The sequence below is a fragment of the Streptomyces lincolnensis genome (genome assembly GCF_001685355.1).
GTDB classification, from domain to species: Bacteria; Actinomycetota; Actinomycetes; order Streptomycetales; family Streptomycetaceae; genus Streptomyces; species Streptomyces lincolnensis.
This window is the reverse complement of sequence record NZ_CP016438.1, coordinates 1,565,016-1,580,599: the sequence shown is the minus strand read 5'-3', so window position 1 is coordinate 1,580,599 and position 15,584 is coordinate 1,565,016. Positions and strand designations below refer to the sequence as shown.

13 protein-coding genes are annotated in these 15,584 nt (G+C 68.8%); 3 read left to right on the top strand and 10 right to left on the bottom strand.

The features are described 5' to 3' along the window. Positions 1 to 50 precede the first annotated feature (50 nt). From SLINC_RS06980 to SLINC_RS06965, 4 genes are all read right to left on the bottom strand, one after another. Entirely contained in the window at positions 51 to 2,432 is a 2,382-nt protein-coding gene (locus SLINC_RS06980; protein WP_067428007.1) for a beta-xylosidase/alpha-l-arabinosidase, read from the bottom strand. 67 nt (positions 2,433 to 2,499) lie between these two features. Then, a complete protein-coding gene (locus SLINC_RS06975) occupies positions 2,500 to 3,393 on the bottom strand; it encodes a carbohydrate ABC transporter permease (protein WP_067428006.1) in 894 nt (297 codons plus the stop codon). Position 3,394: 1 nt separating this feature from the next. Next, positions 3,395 to 4,297 (bottom strand): carbohydrate ABC transporter permease, encoded by a 903-nt coding sequence (locus SLINC_RS06970; RefSeq protein WP_067428005.1) that lies wholly within the window; start codon positions 4,295 to 4,297, stop codon positions 3,395 to 3,397. Then, positions 4,294 to 5,604 carry an extracellular solute-binding protein gene (locus SLINC_RS06965; RefSeq protein WP_067428001.1) on the bottom strand — a complete coding sequence of 437 codons (1,311 nt, stop codon included), beginning with the start codon at positions 5,602 to 5,604 and terminating at the stop codon, positions 4,294 to 4,296. Before SLINC_RS06965 ends, SLINC_RS06970 begins: the two co-directional genes overlap by 4 nt. Before the next feature lie 254 nt (positions 5,605 to 5,858). On the opposite strand from SLINC_RS06965, the gene SLINC_RS50010 reads away from it, so the two are divergent. Together SLINC_RS50010 and SLINC_RS06960 are read left to right on the top strand one after the other, a co-directional pair. Next, the gene (locus tag SLINC_RS50010) at positions 5,859 to 5,990 is read left to right on the top strand and encodes a hypothetical protein (protein ID WP_257785179.1); all 132 of its coding nucleotides are present in this window, start codon (positions 5,859 to 5,861) and stop codon (positions 5,988 to 5,990) included. Between the two features lie 71 nt (positions 5,991 to 6,061). Beyond that, entirely contained in the window at positions 6,062 to 7,090 is a 1,029-nt protein-coding gene (locus SLINC_RS06960) for a LacI family DNA-binding transcriptional regulator (protein ID WP_067427994.1), read from the top strand. A 356-nt stretch (positions 7,091 to 7,446) separates the two neighbouring features. Here SLINC_RS06960 and SLINC_RS06955 read toward each other — a convergent pair whose 3' ends face one another. The 6 genes from SLINC_RS06955 to SLINC_RS06935 all read right to left on the bottom strand — a co-directional run bounded on the left by SLINC_RS06955 (position 7,447) and on the right by SLINC_RS06935 (position 15,082). Beyond that, positions 7,447 to 7,971, bottom strand: a complete 525-nt coding sequence (locus tag SLINC_RS06955; protein ID WP_067427992.1) for a hypothetical protein — start codon at positions 7,969 to 7,971, stop codon at positions 7,447 to 7,449. A gap of 45 nt (positions 7,972 to 8,016) precedes the next feature. After that, positions 8,017 to 8,172, bottom strand: a complete 156-nt coding sequence (locus tag SLINC_RS47900) for a hypothetical protein (RefSeq protein WP_159425326.1) — start codon at positions 8,170 to 8,172, stop codon at positions 8,017 to 8,019. A gap of 41 nt (positions 8,173 to 8,213) precedes the next feature. Continuing rightward, positions 8,214 to 10,784 carry a protein kinase family protein gene (locus tag SLINC_RS06950; protein WP_067427989.1) on the bottom strand — a complete coding sequence of 857 codons (2,571 nt, stop codon included), beginning with the start codon at positions 10,782 to 10,784 and terminating at the stop codon, positions 8,214 to 8,216. Between the two features lie 247 nt (positions 10,785 to 11,031). Next, positions 11,032 to 11,802, bottom strand: a complete 771-nt coding sequence (locus SLINC_RS06945) for a 4Fe-4S single cluster domain-containing protein (RefSeq protein ID WP_079164438.1) — start codon at positions 11,800 to 11,802, stop codon at positions 11,032 to 11,034. Next, the gene (locus tag SLINC_RS06940) at positions 11,799 to 13,775 is read right to left on the bottom strand and encodes an AAA family ATPase (RefSeq protein WP_067427985.1); all 1,977 of its coding nucleotides are present in this window, start codon (positions 13,773 to 13,775) and stop codon (positions 11,799 to 11,801) included. The genes SLINC_RS06945 and SLINC_RS06940 overlap by 4 nt, the downstream gene beginning before the upstream one ends. Then, entirely contained in the window at positions 13,775 to 15,082 is a 1,308-nt protein-coding gene (locus SLINC_RS06935; RefSeq protein ID WP_067427983.1) for a hypothetical protein, read from the bottom strand. Before SLINC_RS06935 ends, SLINC_RS06940 begins: the two co-directional genes overlap by 1 nt. Positions 15,083 to 15,280: 198 nt before the next feature. Between SLINC_RS06935 and SLINC_RS06930 the strand changes: the two genes are divergently transcribed. Then, positions 15,281 to 15,565 (top strand): hypothetical protein, encoded by a 285-nt coding sequence (locus tag SLINC_RS06930; protein ID WP_067427981.1) that lies wholly within the window; start codon positions 15,281 to 15,283, stop codon positions 15,563 to 15,565. Positions 15,566 to 15,584: the final 19 nt, after the last annotated feature.

Genomic DNA, 15,584 nt, shown 5'->3' with positions numbered 1-15,584 from the left:
CCGTGTGCGCAGCGCTGCCGCTGCCGCGACGTGCGCTGCGCACGCCTGGTTCAGGCCCCGGCAACCGGCTCCTGCCCGATCGTGGCGTGCAGGCGCCGCGTGTGATCCACATGGCGCTCGGCTCCGGTCAACGTGACCCTGGCCGTCAGGCGCGGATCCGCGCTGGAGGCGGCCAACCGCACTTCCAGCTCGCCCGGTTCGACGACGCGCCGCCCGTCGCGTCCGGTGAAGGAGGCGAGGTCGGCCGGGACGGTGACACGGAGGCGCCGGGCCTCGCCCGGCTCCAGATCGACCCGGGTGTAGCCGACGAGGCGCTGCACCGGCTGGACGACGGAGGCGACCGGGTCGTGCAGATAGAGCTGGACGACCTCGGTTCCGGACCGCTCGCCCGTGTTGCGGACGGTGAAGGCGAGGGTGAACTCGCTGTCCGTGGGAGCCTCCTGGACGTCCACGGTCAGGTCTGTCCAGTCGAACCGCGTGTAGGACAGACCGTGACCGAAGGCGAACGCGGGGGTGGGGTCGATGGTGGACACCTCGCTGACGTGAGCGAGCCGCGCCCCGAGGTACGTGGCCGGCTGGGAGCCCGGCCGGCGCGGCACGCTGACCGGGAGACGTCCGGAGGGATGGGTACGGCCACTGAGCACCCCGGCGATCGCGTGAGTGCCCTCCTCACCCGGGAAAAAGGACTGCACGATCGCAGCGGACTCCTCCACGGCGCGGCCGACGGCGTACGGCCGTCCCGCGAGCAGGACGGTGACCACGGGTGTCTCCAGGTCGAGCAGGGCGTCGAGCAGTTGCTGCTGCGCGCCGGGCAGCACCAGCGAGTCGACGTCACATCCCTCGCCGGTGGTGCCCCGCCCGAAGAGCCCGGCGCGGTCGCCGAGCACGACCAGGGCGATGTCGGCCTCGCGTGCCACCCGGGTGGCCTCGCGGATGCCGGAGAGATCTCCGTCATCGATTCCGGTGCCGCGGGCGACCGTGATCTCGGTGTCGGGGAACTCGGCGGCCAGAGTGTCCCGCAGCGTGGGCAGCTCGATGCCGAGTGGGGTACCGGGGTGGCGGACGCCGATGTGCTGGGGAAAGGAGTAGCAGCCGAGTACGGCGACGGGCTCGTCGGCGTTGGGACCGAGCAGGGCGATGCGGCGCGGCCTCTCGAGCGGCAGGGTGCCGTCGTTGCTCAGCAGCACGACCGCTTCCTCGGCGATCGTGCGGGCCAGCGCGCGATTCTCGGGACCGTCCAGGTCGATTCGGCCGCGCAGGGCGGCCGGGTCGTCCAGGTCCACCCCGTCGAGCGCGGCCGGCACGGGGCTCCAGTCCGGGTCGAGCAGGCCGAGCAGCGCCTTCTGGGTGAGTGTCCGGCGCAGGGCGCGATCGACCAACGCCTCTGGTACACGGCCGTCGGCGACGGCCTCGGCCAAGGGCGCGCCGTATGTCTTGACATTGGGCAGCTCGACGTCGATGCCCGCGCGCAGCGCCGTGCCGGCGGCGCCGGCCCAGTCGGCCGCGATGCCGTGCAGCGTCTTCAGGAAGGCGATGGCGAAGTAGTCGGCGACGACAGTGCCGTCGAAGCCCCACGTGTCGCGCAGCAACCCGGTCAGCAGATCCTCGTCGGCCGCGGAGGGCATGCCGTCGGTGTCGGTGTAGGCGTTCATCACCGACCGGGCGCCGCCCTCACGGATCGCCATCTCGAAGGGGGGCAGCAGAACGTCGGCGCGTTCACGTGGGCCCACGGAGGCGGGAGCGAGGTTACGGCCGGCGCGAGAGGCCGAGTAGCCGGCGAAGTGCTTGAGGGTGGCGACGATCCCGGCGGACTCAAGGCCCTGCACGTAGGCCGTCCCGATGGTGCCGACGAGGTACGGGTCCTCGCCGATGGTCTCCTCGACCCGGCCCCAGCGGGCGTCGCGCACCACATCCAGGACGGGCGCGAGTCCCTGGTGGACGCCGACGGCACGCATGTCGCGGCCGATGGCGGCGGCCATGCGCCGCACCGTGTCCGGATCGAAGGTGGCGCCCCAGGACAGCGGAACGGGGTAGGCCGTCGCCCCCCAGGCGGCGAAGCCGGCCAGACACTCGTCGTGCGCGAGAGCGGGGATGCCGAACCGGTTCGTGGCGGCGATACGGCTCTGGGTGCGGGCCAGGGAGAGTGCACCCAGGGCGGGGTCGACCGGGACCGTGCCGAAGGGCCGGGTCAGCTGGCCCAGTCCGTCGGGCAGGAGCGCGTCGAGATCGACGGCTTCCTCCATGTCGTGCTGGTGGGGGGCCACTTCACCGCCCTGATCGGAGGCGCCCACCCACACTCCGTACAGCTGGGCGATCTTCTCCTGAACGGTCATCGCGTCGATCAGGGCGTCGACTCTCACGGTGACGGAAAGGGTGGGGTCGTTCCAGAGGGAGATTCCGGTGGTGTTGTCCACAGCCACGTTGGCGTTCACTTTCCTCCCACGCCCGTCAGCCCCTTGGCCGGGGCGCGACGGGCGAACAGGTAGACCGAGCAGCCGGTCAACGGCTGAATCCGGCGGTCAGACCGCTCAGCAGCTGGCGGCGGCCGAACGCGTACAGGATGATCAGGGGCAGGGTGGTGAGGACGACGGCGGCCAGGAGGGCGGGGACGTTGACCCCGTACTCGCCCTGGAAGGTCCACAGGGCGAGCGGCAGAGTCCGCTGGGAAGGGCTCTGGGTGAGGATCAGCGGCAGCAGGAATCCGTTCCAGATGGTCAGCGCGTTGAAGATGGTCACGGTGAGGATGGCCGGGCGGGTGAGCGGCGCTGCCAGGCGCCACAGCGTCCCCCACTCCGTGGCTCCGTCCACCCGCATCGAGTCGAACAGCTCTTTGGGCACGTCGCGGATGAAGTTGGCGAGTATCAGCACGGACAGCGGGATGGCGAAGGCGATCGACGGCAGGATCAGCGCCAGCAGGCTGTCGTACAGCTGCAACTTGATGATGATCAGATAGACCGGGATGGCCGTCGCCTGCAGCGGGATGGCGAGGCCCATGAGGAACATGCCGTTCGCCACGCGCAGGAACCGCATGCGCCAGCCGCGCACGATGGCGTAGGCGGCCATGAAGGAGACCGCGACCGCCGGCACCACCGCGCCGGCGGTGACCACGACGCTGTTCCAGAAGTAGTTGATGAAGTCGGACTCGAGGACCAGCTGGTAGTTGTCCAGGGTGGGGTCGGTCGGCGGCACCAGCGGGTTGCTCGCGTAGTAGTTGCTCCGGGCCTTGAGGCTGGTGATGAGAATCCAGTAGAGGGGTACGACGACGACGGCGAGCCAGAGCCATCCGGCCAGACCGCCGAGCCAGTTGCGCCCGCGGGCGGTCGCACCGGGACGGTGCCCTCGCTCGCGTGGGGTGGTCTTCTGCGGGTGCGGCTTGGTCAGCGTGGTGGTCATGTCAGGCTCCCTCGAGCTGGCTCTCACCGGCGTCCCGGCCTCCGAGCCGGCGCAGCAGCAGGGCGATGGCGAGGCCCATCAGGACGAGGATGACCGCGATGGCGCTGGCCGGCCCCATCAGGTCGGCCTGGAAGCCCCGTTTGTACATGTCCAGCGCGAGGACCCGGGTGGCGTCTCCTGGGCCGCCCTCGGTCAGGACGAAGATGAGGTCGAAGAAGGTGAGCGAGCCGATCACCATCAGCGTCGACGAGGTGATGATGGTGTATTTGAGCTGGGGCAGCGTGATGCTGAAGAACTGGCGGATCTGCCCGGCGCCGTCCAACTGTGCGGCCTCGTACAGGGACTGCGGGATCTGCTGGACGCCCCCCTGGTAGATCAGCGAGTGGAACGGTACGAACTGCCAGGAGACGACGAAGACGACGACGCCGAAGGCGAGCCAGGGGCGCCCCAGCCAGTCCTTGCTGAGCCACTCGAACCCCAGCCCTGCGCCCAGCCCGAAGTTGGGGTCCAGCAGCGCCCTGTACGCGACCGCGATCGCCGCGGAGCTGAGCAGGAGCGGGACGAAGTAGATCAGGCTCAGCACCGCGCGGTAGCGCTGGCGGCCGGCCAGGAACGTGCCGAGCAGAATGCTCGCCGGTGTCTGAACCGCCCAGGACACGGCCATCACCAGGAACGTCACCCAGAGGGCGTGCGGCAGCCCGGGGTTGGTGAGCACCGCACGCCAGCTGGTCAGCCCGGACGGGTGGATGGTGCCGATCCCGTCCCACGTCGTGAAGCTCAGCACGAAGACGCCGACGAGCGGGACCACGGCGAAGCCGACGAAGAACAGCAGCGCCGGCACGGCCAGCCAGGGCAGGATGCTGCGCCGGCTCTCGCGCCCCGCAGAGCCCGTGAGTGTGCTCACTTGCCGATGACCTTGTTGAGATTCTCGGTGAACTGCCGCGGCGAGATGGACAGCTGGAACAGCTTGGCGATGTTGTCCAGCAGCGTCTCGGCGGCCGTCGGGCTGAGCGCCTGGTCCCAGGACTGGCCGAACGCCTTCGCGTTGCTGGCGATGCCGTAGACGAACTGCAGGAACTCGGAGCTCTTGGATTCGGCCAGCAGCTTCTCCGAGCCCTTCCGGATCGGCACCGCCCCGGTGTCGATCCACTCCTTCACCTCGTTGTCCGCGAGGACGCCGGTGGCGAAGAAGTCCTTCGCGATCTCCTTCTGCTTGGCGCTGGCCTTCGAGGAGATGGACAGGTACTGGGCGGGGTTGCCGACGGAGTTGCCCGGATCGCCCTTGCCGCCTTCGACGGGTGGGAAGTTCATGAAACCGAGGCCGCCGCTGGAGACGAAGTCTCCGCCCTCGGTCTGCTGGATGCCGTACGACCAGGAGCCGTGCAGCATCATCGCGGCCTTGCCGGTGTACAGCAGCGCCTGGTCGGCGTTGGAGTCCGCGGTGATCGAGGAGAAGCCCTTGATGAATCCGTTCGCCTTGACCAGGTCCTGCACCTTGGTCAGCGCCTCGATGGCGGCCGGGTGGGACCAGGCGTCCTTCTCGCCGTCGAAGACGGCCTGGAACACCTCGGGGCCGCCGATGCGGTCGAACAGGAACTCCAGCCACATCATGTTCGTCCACCGGGACTGGCCGCCGAGGGAGAACGGCGCTATGCCCTCCGCGTTGAACTTGGGCACCAGGGCCATGATGTCGTTCCAGGACCGGGGCGGCTCCACGCCGACGTCGGCGAAGACCTTCTTGTTGTAGAACAGGACGATCGGCTCCACGCTCTCGAACGGCATCGCGTAGATCCTGCCGTCGACGGTCGCCGCGCCGAACGAGGACGGGAAGAGCCGGTTCTTGATGTCAGGGTTCTCGTCGAACCACGGGGTGAGGTCGTCGACCTGCTTGGCCTCCACGTAGGTGCGCAGCGTGCCGCCGCCCCACCCCCAGATGACGGTGGGCGCCTTCCCGGCGCCGATGGCGGTCTTGATCTTCGTCTTGTAGGCGTCGTTCTCGAAGGTGGTGACCTTGATCTGCCCCTTGGGGTTGGCCTCGTTGAACCGCTCCACCGCACCGGTCCTGACGCCTTCCTGAGGCTGGCCGCTCAGGTGCCAGTACGTGGCCGTGCCGTCGCCCTTGCTGGGGCCGGACGAGCCGCAGGCCGCGAGGGCCGCAGAGGCCGGCACGCCGGCGGCCAGGCCGAGGAGGGTACGTCGGGAGAGCGCCATGTTCTTCTCCGCACTCGAGAGCCATCGGCTTCTCGTGAGTCATGTGAGTCATGGTGAAAGGTTTTCGAAACAGCCTTTTCCGAGCTCTGTTCGTGCAAATTAGGTTTCGGGCTGACGCCCTGTCAAGGTGTGTGCAGGTGCGTTGTTGTGCTGCCGCCAGCCGCGTAGTATCGGGAAAGAGCGACCCTCGAGAAAGCCTGGCAGGGACCGAAACTGTTTCGAAATCGACTGGTTGGGGACAGAGAGGCGATGCGATGGCCGCGGCTGACGCACTGTCGGTGCAGGTCATGCGCAAGGTCGCGCAACTCGGCAGCCGCTGCGTCGGCAAGCGCCCGGGACGTGTGGCCGGACCGGACGAGCTCGGTGCCGGGTTGCCGTACGGTTGACCGGTTCCACCCGCAGTGCCGGCCCGGCCGGCAGCTCACCACACCGGTGGACGTACAGCTGGGAGGAACCGATGCGTCCGAACGCCAGGCGCACCACCTTGGCGGACATCGCCCAAGCGGCGGGAGTCTCCGTCGCGACCGTGTCCAAAGTGGTCAACGGTCGCGGTGACGTGGCGCCGCACACCCGCAGCCGGGTGCAGGAACTGCTGCATCAGCACGACTACCTCGCGCCCGTGTTCCGCCACTCCGAGGTCGTCGAAAGCCCCACCATCGAGGTGCAGTTCCAGGGCAGCCTCAAGTCGTACGTGGCCGAGACCCTGGAAGGCATCATCGACTCCGCCGCCGCATCGGGGGCCTCGGTGGTGATCAGCAAGGCGTCCCATGCCCCGCACTGGGCCCGGGACCTGGTCTCGGCCGGGCGCCGCGCCGTCGTCGCGGTCACCAGCGTGTACACCACAACGCACCTGAACGAACTGGCCCGGTCCGGGCTGCCGTTGGTCGTGCTGGACCCACTGCACCTGCCGGACAGCCGCGTCCACAGCGTCGGGTCGACCAACTTCGCCGGCGGCCTGGCCGCGACCCGCCACCTGCTCTCCCTGGGGCACCGCCGCATCGCTTACATCGGCGGACCGGCCATGGCCGTATGCAACCAAGCACGCATGCACGGCTACCGCGCCGCCATGGAGGCGGAAGGAGCGCAGGTACCCGACGCCTACGTCCGGCCCGGAGAATTCACGTACGAGACCGGATTGCTCGGTGCCACGGCGCTACTGGGCCTGCAAGAGCCACCGACGGCGATCTTCGCAGGCAACGACGAGATCGCCATCGGTGTCATCGAGGCCGCCCGCACCCGAGTCCTGCGCGTCCCCGAAGACCTGAGCGTGGTCGGCTTCGACGACACCAGCCTCGCTCAGATGGCCTCACCGCCACTGACCACCGTGCGCCAGCCACTACGGGAGATGGGCGGTGCGGCCCTGCGCACCGCCCTCCGACTGGCCAACGGTGAAAAGGTCGAGTCCCACCACATCGAACTCGCCACCGAACTCGTGGTACGCGCCTCGACGGCGCCGCCTCGTGAAGAGACTTCGGCGCGTGGGTAGTCGCGGGTGAGAGATCGCATCGCTTACAGCGGGTACCTGCCATGTCGGGTTGCCTGGAGCGCAACGATGCCTCCAGGCAACCGACTTCAGGCTCTGGAAGAACCCGAGTTTCTTCGGGCTGTATGAGACGAGAAGGTTTTTCGTCTCATGGTGGTACACGCGAGGCACCTAGTCTGACCTGTGGAAACGGGACTTTTGGGGCCTACGGGCGGCGATTTGGTCCGCCGACGGCCTCGACCTCGACGACGCCTCCGCGGCCCCCCATCGGCATGGGTTGCCGCACCTGACGAGCCGCCGGGCGTGCGCCCTGACCAGGTGCCCTTCCTATGCCTGGGAAAGGCCGGGCTTCTTCGGGGCTAGCGTTGCCACTTGCGGAACGCCTTGATGACATCTCCGTTCGTGATGAGGCCCGCCTGCTTCTCGTAGGAGGCGGTCAAGCTTTCGGCCAGGAAGTCCACATCGCACTTCTCGGCCCGGTGGGTGACGGTCCACGTTGCCGCGGCGGGGACACCCTGCTCCTGGACGAGCGCCTGGACGATCGCTCCGACTTCTCGGTTCTGCTTCCTTCCCAGGCCGAAGGACGCCCAGGCTCCGGTGGTGATCCCGTCGGCCGCCAGCAGGCCGACAAGCAAGGCGAGAGGGCCGCTCTTCCAGTCCCGGTATGCGACACCCTTGAGCTTGGCGCCCACGACGGCCCCATTGGCGTGCCGAACCCGATCGATCTCCGCGGCGGCCAACTCGTAGGACTCGGGGGACAGGCCGCCAAGAAGTCTCAGCAAGTACTCCCCCGGATCGGGAAGTTGCTCGGCCACTCGGTCACTCACCGGGACAAGGCCGGGAGGGCTCAGGTCGATCTCCTCGGTGCTTGAAAACAATCCCATGACTCACTCCTGAGTTTCGGCTGCCGACGGGGGACCGGAGCGCCACTACTTCCCGTCGACGGCTCGACGGGCGCGGTTTCCACGGGAACCGCTCTCCTTGTACAGGGCCATGAGCAGGTCCAGATCGTGCTTGTCGAGCGATCCGATGCCAAGCCGTTCGGCCTTGACCAGAGCCCTCTCGTACTGTTCTGCGGTTGCCATCGGTCCTCTTTCCGTTGGTGGTGGGAAGCTTCGGCGGATCGTCATCGTCGATAGGTGCTGTTGTTGTCGGGGCGCGTGCTCTCTCTGGGGCCGAGGAGCCTGAGAGAGACGATCAGACCGGCGAGCAGGAACAGTGCGGGCCACGGCCAACGCAGTGCCAGCGTGACGCCGAGCAACGCGTGGACCAGTCCGTCCGCCCACAGGTGCCAGGCGAGTGCGACCGCGGCGACGCTGCCCAGGACGGCGAAAGCCACCCTTGTACGGAGACGGACCGTACGCACCGCCCACCGCAGTGCGGCGGCCATCGCGAGCAGCGAACAGAGGGCGGGCAACCAGGGCCGAACACCTGACAGATGAGCCTTCCAGCCGAACACGGCCCCGTCGTCGAGCCACTCGGGCCGGGTCTCAGCCACTTCGACGGACGCGTTCTCCCATGAGTCGACCCAACCGGGCGTCTCGTCCCCGTCGACCTCGGTCCTGGCCTCCTGCCACAGGAGGGGAGCCGAGCGCCAGGCCGGGGGATCGGTGCCGCTCGCCTTCTTCGGCGTGCCGCGATCGGGGGCGGCCGTTACGGCGGCCGGCGGCGGAGTGTAGGGCTGCCAGCCGTACGCGACGTATCCGGCGAAGTCGAGCAGGGCCACGGTGAAAACCAGCAGCCACAGCCACCGCACGGTGAGCAGCCCCTGGTGTGCCCGCCGGGCCGTTTCCCTGCGGCGCTCCACCGCCGCCTGGCGGTCTTCCACCGATCCGCGTCCGGTGGCCTGCCGGATCCGTACACAGGCTTCCATGGCTTTGCGCCGGAGCACCGCCTGCAGCTGTGCCCGGCGGGCCCGGCGGTGATGGCCGGCGTGCAGAACCACCTGATCCGCCAGCATCAGGGCGAGCGCTACCGCGCTGATCGCCGGAGCACCGAGCGGGGCCGACGCCTTCGCCGGTGGCTTCGCTTCGCCCACGGCCGCCGGTGCTTCCTGAGTCCGCAGCGCGGCGAGGGCCTCTTCATACAGTGGCGTCCACCAGGCCATGGTGAAGTGGTTCGGCCGTGCCCGTCCGATGGTGTCGGCGGCGCTCGCGAGGAACTCCTCGTCGCCCAGCGCCAGCAGCAGGACCGTCGGGTACAGCTGGTCGTCGTTGACCGAAGGCAGATCCAGTACGGATCCGGCGTCGTGGCGGTGCGCCGTGAACAGCTCCGCCATGTCGGCCCTCAGCCGGGCGTCGGTGTCCGCGGCCTCGTCGCGGACGGCGGCCAGAGCCCTGACCGCGCGTTCCCGTGTCGCCTCGGCGGCGCGCGGGACCAACTCGGCGAGCCGCCCCAGGACAGGACAGCCCTGGGCTCCCGTCGAGTGCCTGGCACACTGGTGACGTGCGGCCTCCTCGAGAACCCCGCTGTCCAGGACATCGCGGATGACGGTGACAGCGTGGCCGCGGGCAAGCCGGCGGAGGCCGTCCTCGTCGATGGGCCGACCGTGGAAGCGAGGCGCGGCGAACGGTGTGAACCGGGCGGAGAGCACGGCCAGACACATCTCTGCTGCCCAGGGGCCGCTCCTGCGTGCCCCCGGGCGACGGAAAGTGCCCCCGTCGAGTCCTTCGTCGTGACCGCCCTCGACCAGCCACATGAGTAGATCACCGGCGTTGTCGTTGCTGTGCAGCCAGTCCGTCGCCCGGTCGCCGTCGTCGACCAGTGCCACCACCAGGTCCGCCGGATCCTGGTGTCCGACACCCTTGTAGACGAACGGCTCCTGCCGCGGGCGGCGGGCCGAACAGTTCTCCAGCCACTCGCGTACGTCCGAGGCGCCCCATCGCTCCGCGGGATCAGCCGCGGACAGCCTGCGCAGAAGCTCGTCCCAGGCCGGCTCACCGATCGACGGCGGCGCCTGCCGGGCCAGGACGGCATCCGTCATCGCCTGGTTGCCGACGACATCCGCCAAGGGCGCTTCCGCGGTGAGTAGTTCGTGGATGATCACAGCGACACTGGGCCAGCTGTCGGCGGCGTGCCACCTTCCCTGGCGCACCAGATGCCGTGGCGTGAGATAGGGCGTCACGGGCAGTTCCGGACCGCGCGAACGCGAGGCGCCGACCGAGGCCGCACCGTCGAGGTCGGCGACGAGCAGCCCGGCCCCGCCGGGGATCCGGCACAGCAACGTGTGCGTGGACAGATCCGCCACGATCGCCTTGGCGTCCGAGCTCCAGGCCTCGATCAGCGCGGTGAGTTCGAAGAGAATCGCTCGGACCGTCTGCTCGGGAAGGCCGCCGTGGGGTCCGGCACCCGAAGAGTCCCTGACCCCTTCCAGGACGTCCCGCAGACGCCCGCCCGCCGGCCATTCGAGCTCTTCCCAGGAGACCGGCCGCCCGTCGGGGGCGGCCTCGATGCCGTGATTCTTGAGAGCGGCGACATGAGCACCGCAGTGCGAGCGCACGCGTTCCTTGAGGACGTCGTCGGGGGAGAAGCCCGGCTGGTGCACCTTCAGGAGCACCTGGCTGCTCCGGCCGTGTGTGGGAGCCGCGATCCAGAGCCGTCCGCCGACGCCGATCTCCTCGGGGAAGGACGACAGCAGCCGGTAGCGCCTGCCCAGGCCGGGGGGTATCACCGTGGCAGCCCGGTCATCCGGCGCCATGCCGTCGGCTGTTCCCGCGTGCGGCGTTTCCGGGTCGGGATCAAGGATCGATCCCAGACGGGCTCGAACCGCGGGGTCCGGGGCCTCGCCCGGTCCGGCCGTGCCCGTGGCTGGGCTCTCTGCGGAACCCGTCCGGTCGGCGGCGGAGGTGCGCCGCGAGCGCTGAGGAGCCGTGTTGCTGTCGTGCTCGTCGCAGTATGAGGAGTGCCACTCGTGTCTGCCCCTGGTGCAGAAGTAATGCATGCGGTTATTCCGGTTCCGTGGGGTCGTCGGCAGGTCCGAAGGGAGCGACACTGTGACTTCGGTGACGGTCGGGTGCTTGTGCGTCCTTGTCGCCACGCGCCGGACGCCAGGACGTCTGTCCGACCGTCACATCCGATCGGCGCAGTGCTCGATCCAACCGCGGCAGATCGCCGGTCCTCGGTACGCCGATCATCCAAACGCGTTCGTCCGTGACGACTCGTTGCATGGGCGGACGTTCGGGCCGGCTGTCGATGTGCGGCGCGTAGCGGATCTCGCCGAGTTCGCTCAGCGGGTGGAGGATCTGGTTGGCGGATCCGCGCCACACCAGCGTGGTCGGAAGCTCGGCGCGAAACGGGCCGGTGATGACAGCGTCCGCGAGTTCGCGCACCCGCGGCATCCGCCGCCGGAACTCCTCCCACTCGTATCCGGTGTAGAGCAGGATGTCCTCGGCTGCGGATCCGGAAATCTCCCGCACGCCCTCCAGGAGCAGGGTGAGGGCCTCGGGCTGGTCGCCTGGCTCGCCGCCGCTGATCGTCAGCCCCTCCGCGCCGGCGGCACGCGCGTCCCGCCAGATGTCGTGGAGCTGCGGCGCCGTCATTTCCAGACCGGTCTCGGGGTTCCAGGTGTCGAGAGCCAGACAGCCATGGCAGCGGATCGAACAGCCCTGCACCCAGACGCCGAGCCGCGTCCCCGGTCCGAGCGCGGTCACCGGGAAGACCACCCGGCTGACGCGCAGGACGGAGTCGCTTCTTGTGGGCGCGGGTCGGTCGTTCAACGTGTCAGCTCCAGTTTCCACACGTTGCCGTCCAGATACAGCCCGGTCACGCACAGTTCTTCCCCGGGACGGCACGGCTGGTCGAAGATGCGGCGGCTGACCGGATTCACCAGTGCGCTCTCCACGAGGTTGAGCACTCCGCGAGCGCCGAGCGCGAGGTCCCCCACCGCGTTCTCCGCCAGGGTTTCGCGTACGTCCTGGGAGAACGACAGCCGGGCCTTGTGGGTGAGCAGGACACGCTCGGCGAAGTTGTCCATCGCCCGGTCCAGGATCTGCCGGGCGACCACTGGATTGATGTAGCCGAGGGAGACGTAACTGTCGCCGAAGCGGTTGCGCAGTTCGGGCCGGCCGATCTGTTTGTCGAAGTACTCGATATAGGCCTGCTTGAGGTGCTCCGCGAATAGTGCCGGATTCTTCTGGAAGTCGGTGGGCTGTACGGAGAGGGAGCTGTCCGCGTCCTCGTCCCCGGATTCACCGTCGGCCGTGCTCTCCGTGGCGCCGAGGTTCGAGGTGAAGATCAGAAAGCATTCGGTGAAGTACACGGTGGAGCCGCGACTGTCCGTGAGCCTGCCGTCGTCCAGGATCTGCAGGAAGAGGTCGAGGATGCGTTCGTGCGCCTTCTCGACTTCGTCGAAGAGGAGAACGCTGGCGGGCTGCGCGCGGACCGCGTTGGTCAGCTCGCCTCCCGAGTCGTATCCGACATACCCGGGGGGCGCCCCGATCAGCCGCTGGCGGCTCTCGTCGGCACGGAACTCGGACATGTCGAAGCGCACCGGAGACGCCTCCTTGCCCAGGAGCAGTTTGGTGATCGACCTCGCCAGTTCGGTCTTCCCCACTCCGGTGGGGCCGGCGAGGAAGAGCACTCCGCGTGGCCGGTTGGGCGTACTGGAGGACTGGGCGCCGGTCAGCCCGACGGCGGCGCGGACCAGGATGTCCACGGTCTTCTCGACGGCCTCCGGCTGGCCCAGCACACTCCTCGACAGATACGCGGAGGCGTTCGACAACTGCTCCCTGATGGTCGCGCTCGCCCACGGGTCCTCGGTGATGCCGACGCGTACCAGCCGGGCCGCGTCGGAGAACTTGGAAGGGCCGGGCGGCAGGCTCGCGGCGGTGAGCACCGCGGTGCGTACATGCCGTGCCGTCATGCCGTCGGTGGCGCCGGCGATCGCCTCGATGTCCTCGGGCGGAGGGCTGTCGGCCCGGGTGAAATAGCGGGCAGCGGTGTGGCGCCGGTCGAGGTCCGGCAGCGGCACCCTGATCACGCGCAACGCGCCGCTGCCGATCGGGAAACCGCTGTGCAGGTGCTCCTGCTGCTCACAGATCCAGAAGATCGTCACGGCGAACGTCTCCTGGGACGCACTCAACGGGGAGGGCACCGTACTCGCACTGTGACCGAGAGCTTCGATGGTGGTCATCAGGGTGCGTTCCGCGGGATCGGGCATCCCGTCCGCAGGCATGATCCGCGCCGCGTACGGAACGACGAGGCCGATGGGCGCGCCGTCGTCCTCCGGGTCGGTCCTGGCCGCGTGCAGGTCGATGAGCAGCGCTCTGAGGTCGGGGCCTGCGAGCTCGTCGTCCTTCTGCTCGTACGACTTGACCACCTCGGTCAGCGCGGCGGGCAGCGCGCGGCCGTCTCCTCGCCCCGGAGGACGAATCGGGGTCAGTCCGCTCAGCGGGTCCAGTTGCAGCAGCCCGGCGTACCCCCTGGCTTGGCAGATCGTCGCCAGTACCTCGGACAGGGGCAGCATGCGCTCGACCGGGAAGAGAGCGCCGCCGACGGCCGGATCGCCCTCCGGAAGCACCATGACGCGGTGCAGGTCCCGGACGTTGCCGGTCAGCAGCAGCTGAGGCGCCAGCGAAAGGGAGAGATCCACCTCACGCATCCACGCCTCGGGTAATTCCGGGACGCCCTTGAAGCAGGCGTTGGGCGCCCGGTCCTCAGTGATGTCGTACTCGGCCCAGGAGCTTTTCATCAGGAACTTCCCGTCGGTCTGCGCTGCTGGCTCCTCATCGCCGCGGCACGGCGACGCAGTTCGGTGGCCCGACGCCTGCGCCGGGCGCTCTCGGCCGCTTGCGCCTTCGCCTCCACGGAGCCTTCGGAGCTGGTTCGCACGACCTCTGCCTGGACGGCCTCCGCCGCCACGGCCCCGGCGGGCGGCCCTTCGGTCCAGCTGACGGGGCAGCCGTGGTCGGCCATCCGGGCGGCGAACTCGTCCATCCGGTCGCACAGCAGGCTCTGGGCCTCCGTGTCACCGGCGGGGTTGCCGCCGGGAAGCCGTACCACTTCCGCGTGGACCAGGGAGTTCTGCTCGATCGTCAGCCGTACGGCGTGACCGGCCTGCGTCGGGTGTGCGGTCCGGGTCGGGAGCGGGGTGGCAAGCGCCCGGTCGTCCGTGCCGGCAGCGGTGAGGATCACCATGGGGGTGTCGGGGCCGAAGTCCCACACATCGGCCATGGCCTGTTCCATGGTCGCGAGGAGATCGGATCGGTCCTGCCACGATGTCAACTCCCCGAGAAGCGTGCGGGACTGGTCGTACAGCCGCTGCAACCGAGGGCCATCGAGACCGGCAGCCGCCACCCGGTCGGACAGGGTGGCGGCGTAGTCGCGCCCGTGCGTCGAGTCGGCGATCCGGCTGATCAGCAGCTGGATCCGTTCACGTAAGGACGCGGCCCGCTCCCCGTCCCTCCGCTCCTCGATCGCGGCGTCTGCCTCGGCCCGTACCCGTGCCAGGGCGAGAGCGTCTCCGGTGTCTCCCGCGACGGAGGTCCGGACGAGTTCGAGGATCTGGTCCTTCCGATCCGGGAACACCTCGATCACCTCTGCCGCCTGTGTGTACGCCTTCTCGGTCTCGGCGCTGTTCAACGGCTTGCGTGCCGGGTCGCGCCGAGCCCCCTGCCGCTCTCGCCAGCGGGCGAGTTCCTCTGCCGCGCTGGGGCCGACGGGCGGCGGGGCGGTCTCCGCGGCCGGGAGCCGCGCTGCCGGACGTGCGGATGAGGAGTGGACGGCGATCGCGGCATGGAGCCTCTCCTCGGTTCGGGCGAGGAGCGCCGAGGCGGCGTCGAGTGCCGATGCGAGGTTTCCGGAATCGGCGTCGAGGCCGGGCTCCGTCACCGAAGGGACGGAGATACGGCTGCCGGTGACCGCACCGACGACGGCGGCACGACGTTCCAGGGTTCTTGCTCTGCGGCGGAGTTCGACGAACGCCTCCCGATGACGCAGACACGCGGATCGCTCCTGCTCCGCGAGCAGCTTCCAGTCGATGACGACGGACGAACTCATATGCCCCCATGCCCCCGAGCTGAGCCCGAACCGCCCCGCGTGGGCCTACGTGAGCTCGTTTCCGTGAGGGCAAGTTAGCGGACAGCGGTCCACCTCATCCAGCAAAGTCACTATAAGTGCGATTGAGATAGAATCTGTTCTCTATTTCTACGCTTTTGCATATTTGACGCAAAACCGTACGGGTCCCATGCTTCACCCATGGTGTCCTCAGAGTCCCAGGACGGTGCCGCAGCTCCCGGGGAGAGAGCCGAACCGCAGTCCCTGGAAGGTGCGTTCGACGAACTCGGCACGTTGGTGAGCCCGCTCGGCGGTCTCCCCTCGGGGGGAGGCGAGTTCGGGTGGTACTGCGAGGTGGACGGGTGTCTCACCCGGGACACCGGCACCTCTGAGTACTCGGACAGCGGAATCATCAGCTGTAGTGCTCACGGTCAGGCCGTGACGCTCAAGTACGGCTCGTTGGAACCGCCTCTCGACGGCGACTGACCGACCGCTCCATACGGGA

Coding starts and splice junctions, on each gene's coding strand:
- SLINC_RS06950 (WP_067427989.1), bottom strand. CDS start 10,784: ATGGCGCCGGATGACCGGGCTGCCACGGTGATACCCCCCGGCCTGGGC.
- SLINC_RS06935 (WP_067427983.1), bottom strand. CDS start 15,082: ATGAGTTCGTCCGTCGTCATCGACTGGAAGCTGCTCGCGGAGCAGGAG.
- SLINC_RS06960 (WP_067427994.1), top strand. CDS start 6,062: ATGCGTCCGAACGCCAGGCGCACCACCTTGGCGGACATCGCCCAAGCG.
- SLINC_RS06940 (WP_067427985.1), bottom strand. CDS start 13,775: ATGAAAAGCTCCTGGGCCGAGTACGACATCACTGAGGACCGGGCGCCC.
- SLINC_RS06955 (WP_067427992.1), bottom strand. CDS start 7,971: ATGGGATTGTTTTCAAGCACCGAGGAGATCGACCTGAGCCCTCCCGGC.
- SLINC_RS06975 (WP_067428006.1), bottom strand. CDS start 3,393: ATGACCACCACGCTGACCAAGCCGCACCCGCAGAAGACCACCCCACGC.
- SLINC_RS47900 (WP_159425326.1), bottom strand. CDS start 8,172: ATGGCAACCGCAGAACAGTACGAGAGGGCTCTGGTCAAGGCCGAACGG.
- SLINC_RS50010 (WP_257785179.1), top strand. CDS start 5,859: ATGGCCGCGGCTGACGCACTGTCGGTGCAGGTCATGCGCAAGGTCGCG.
- SLINC_RS06965 (WP_067428001.1), bottom strand. CDS start 5,604: ATGGCGCTCTCCCGACGTACCCTCCTCGGCCTGGCCGCCGGCGTGCCG.
- SLINC_RS06930 (WP_067427981.1), top strand. CDS start 15,281: ATGGTGTCCTCAGAGTCCCAGGACGGTGCCGCAGCTCCCGGGGAGAGA.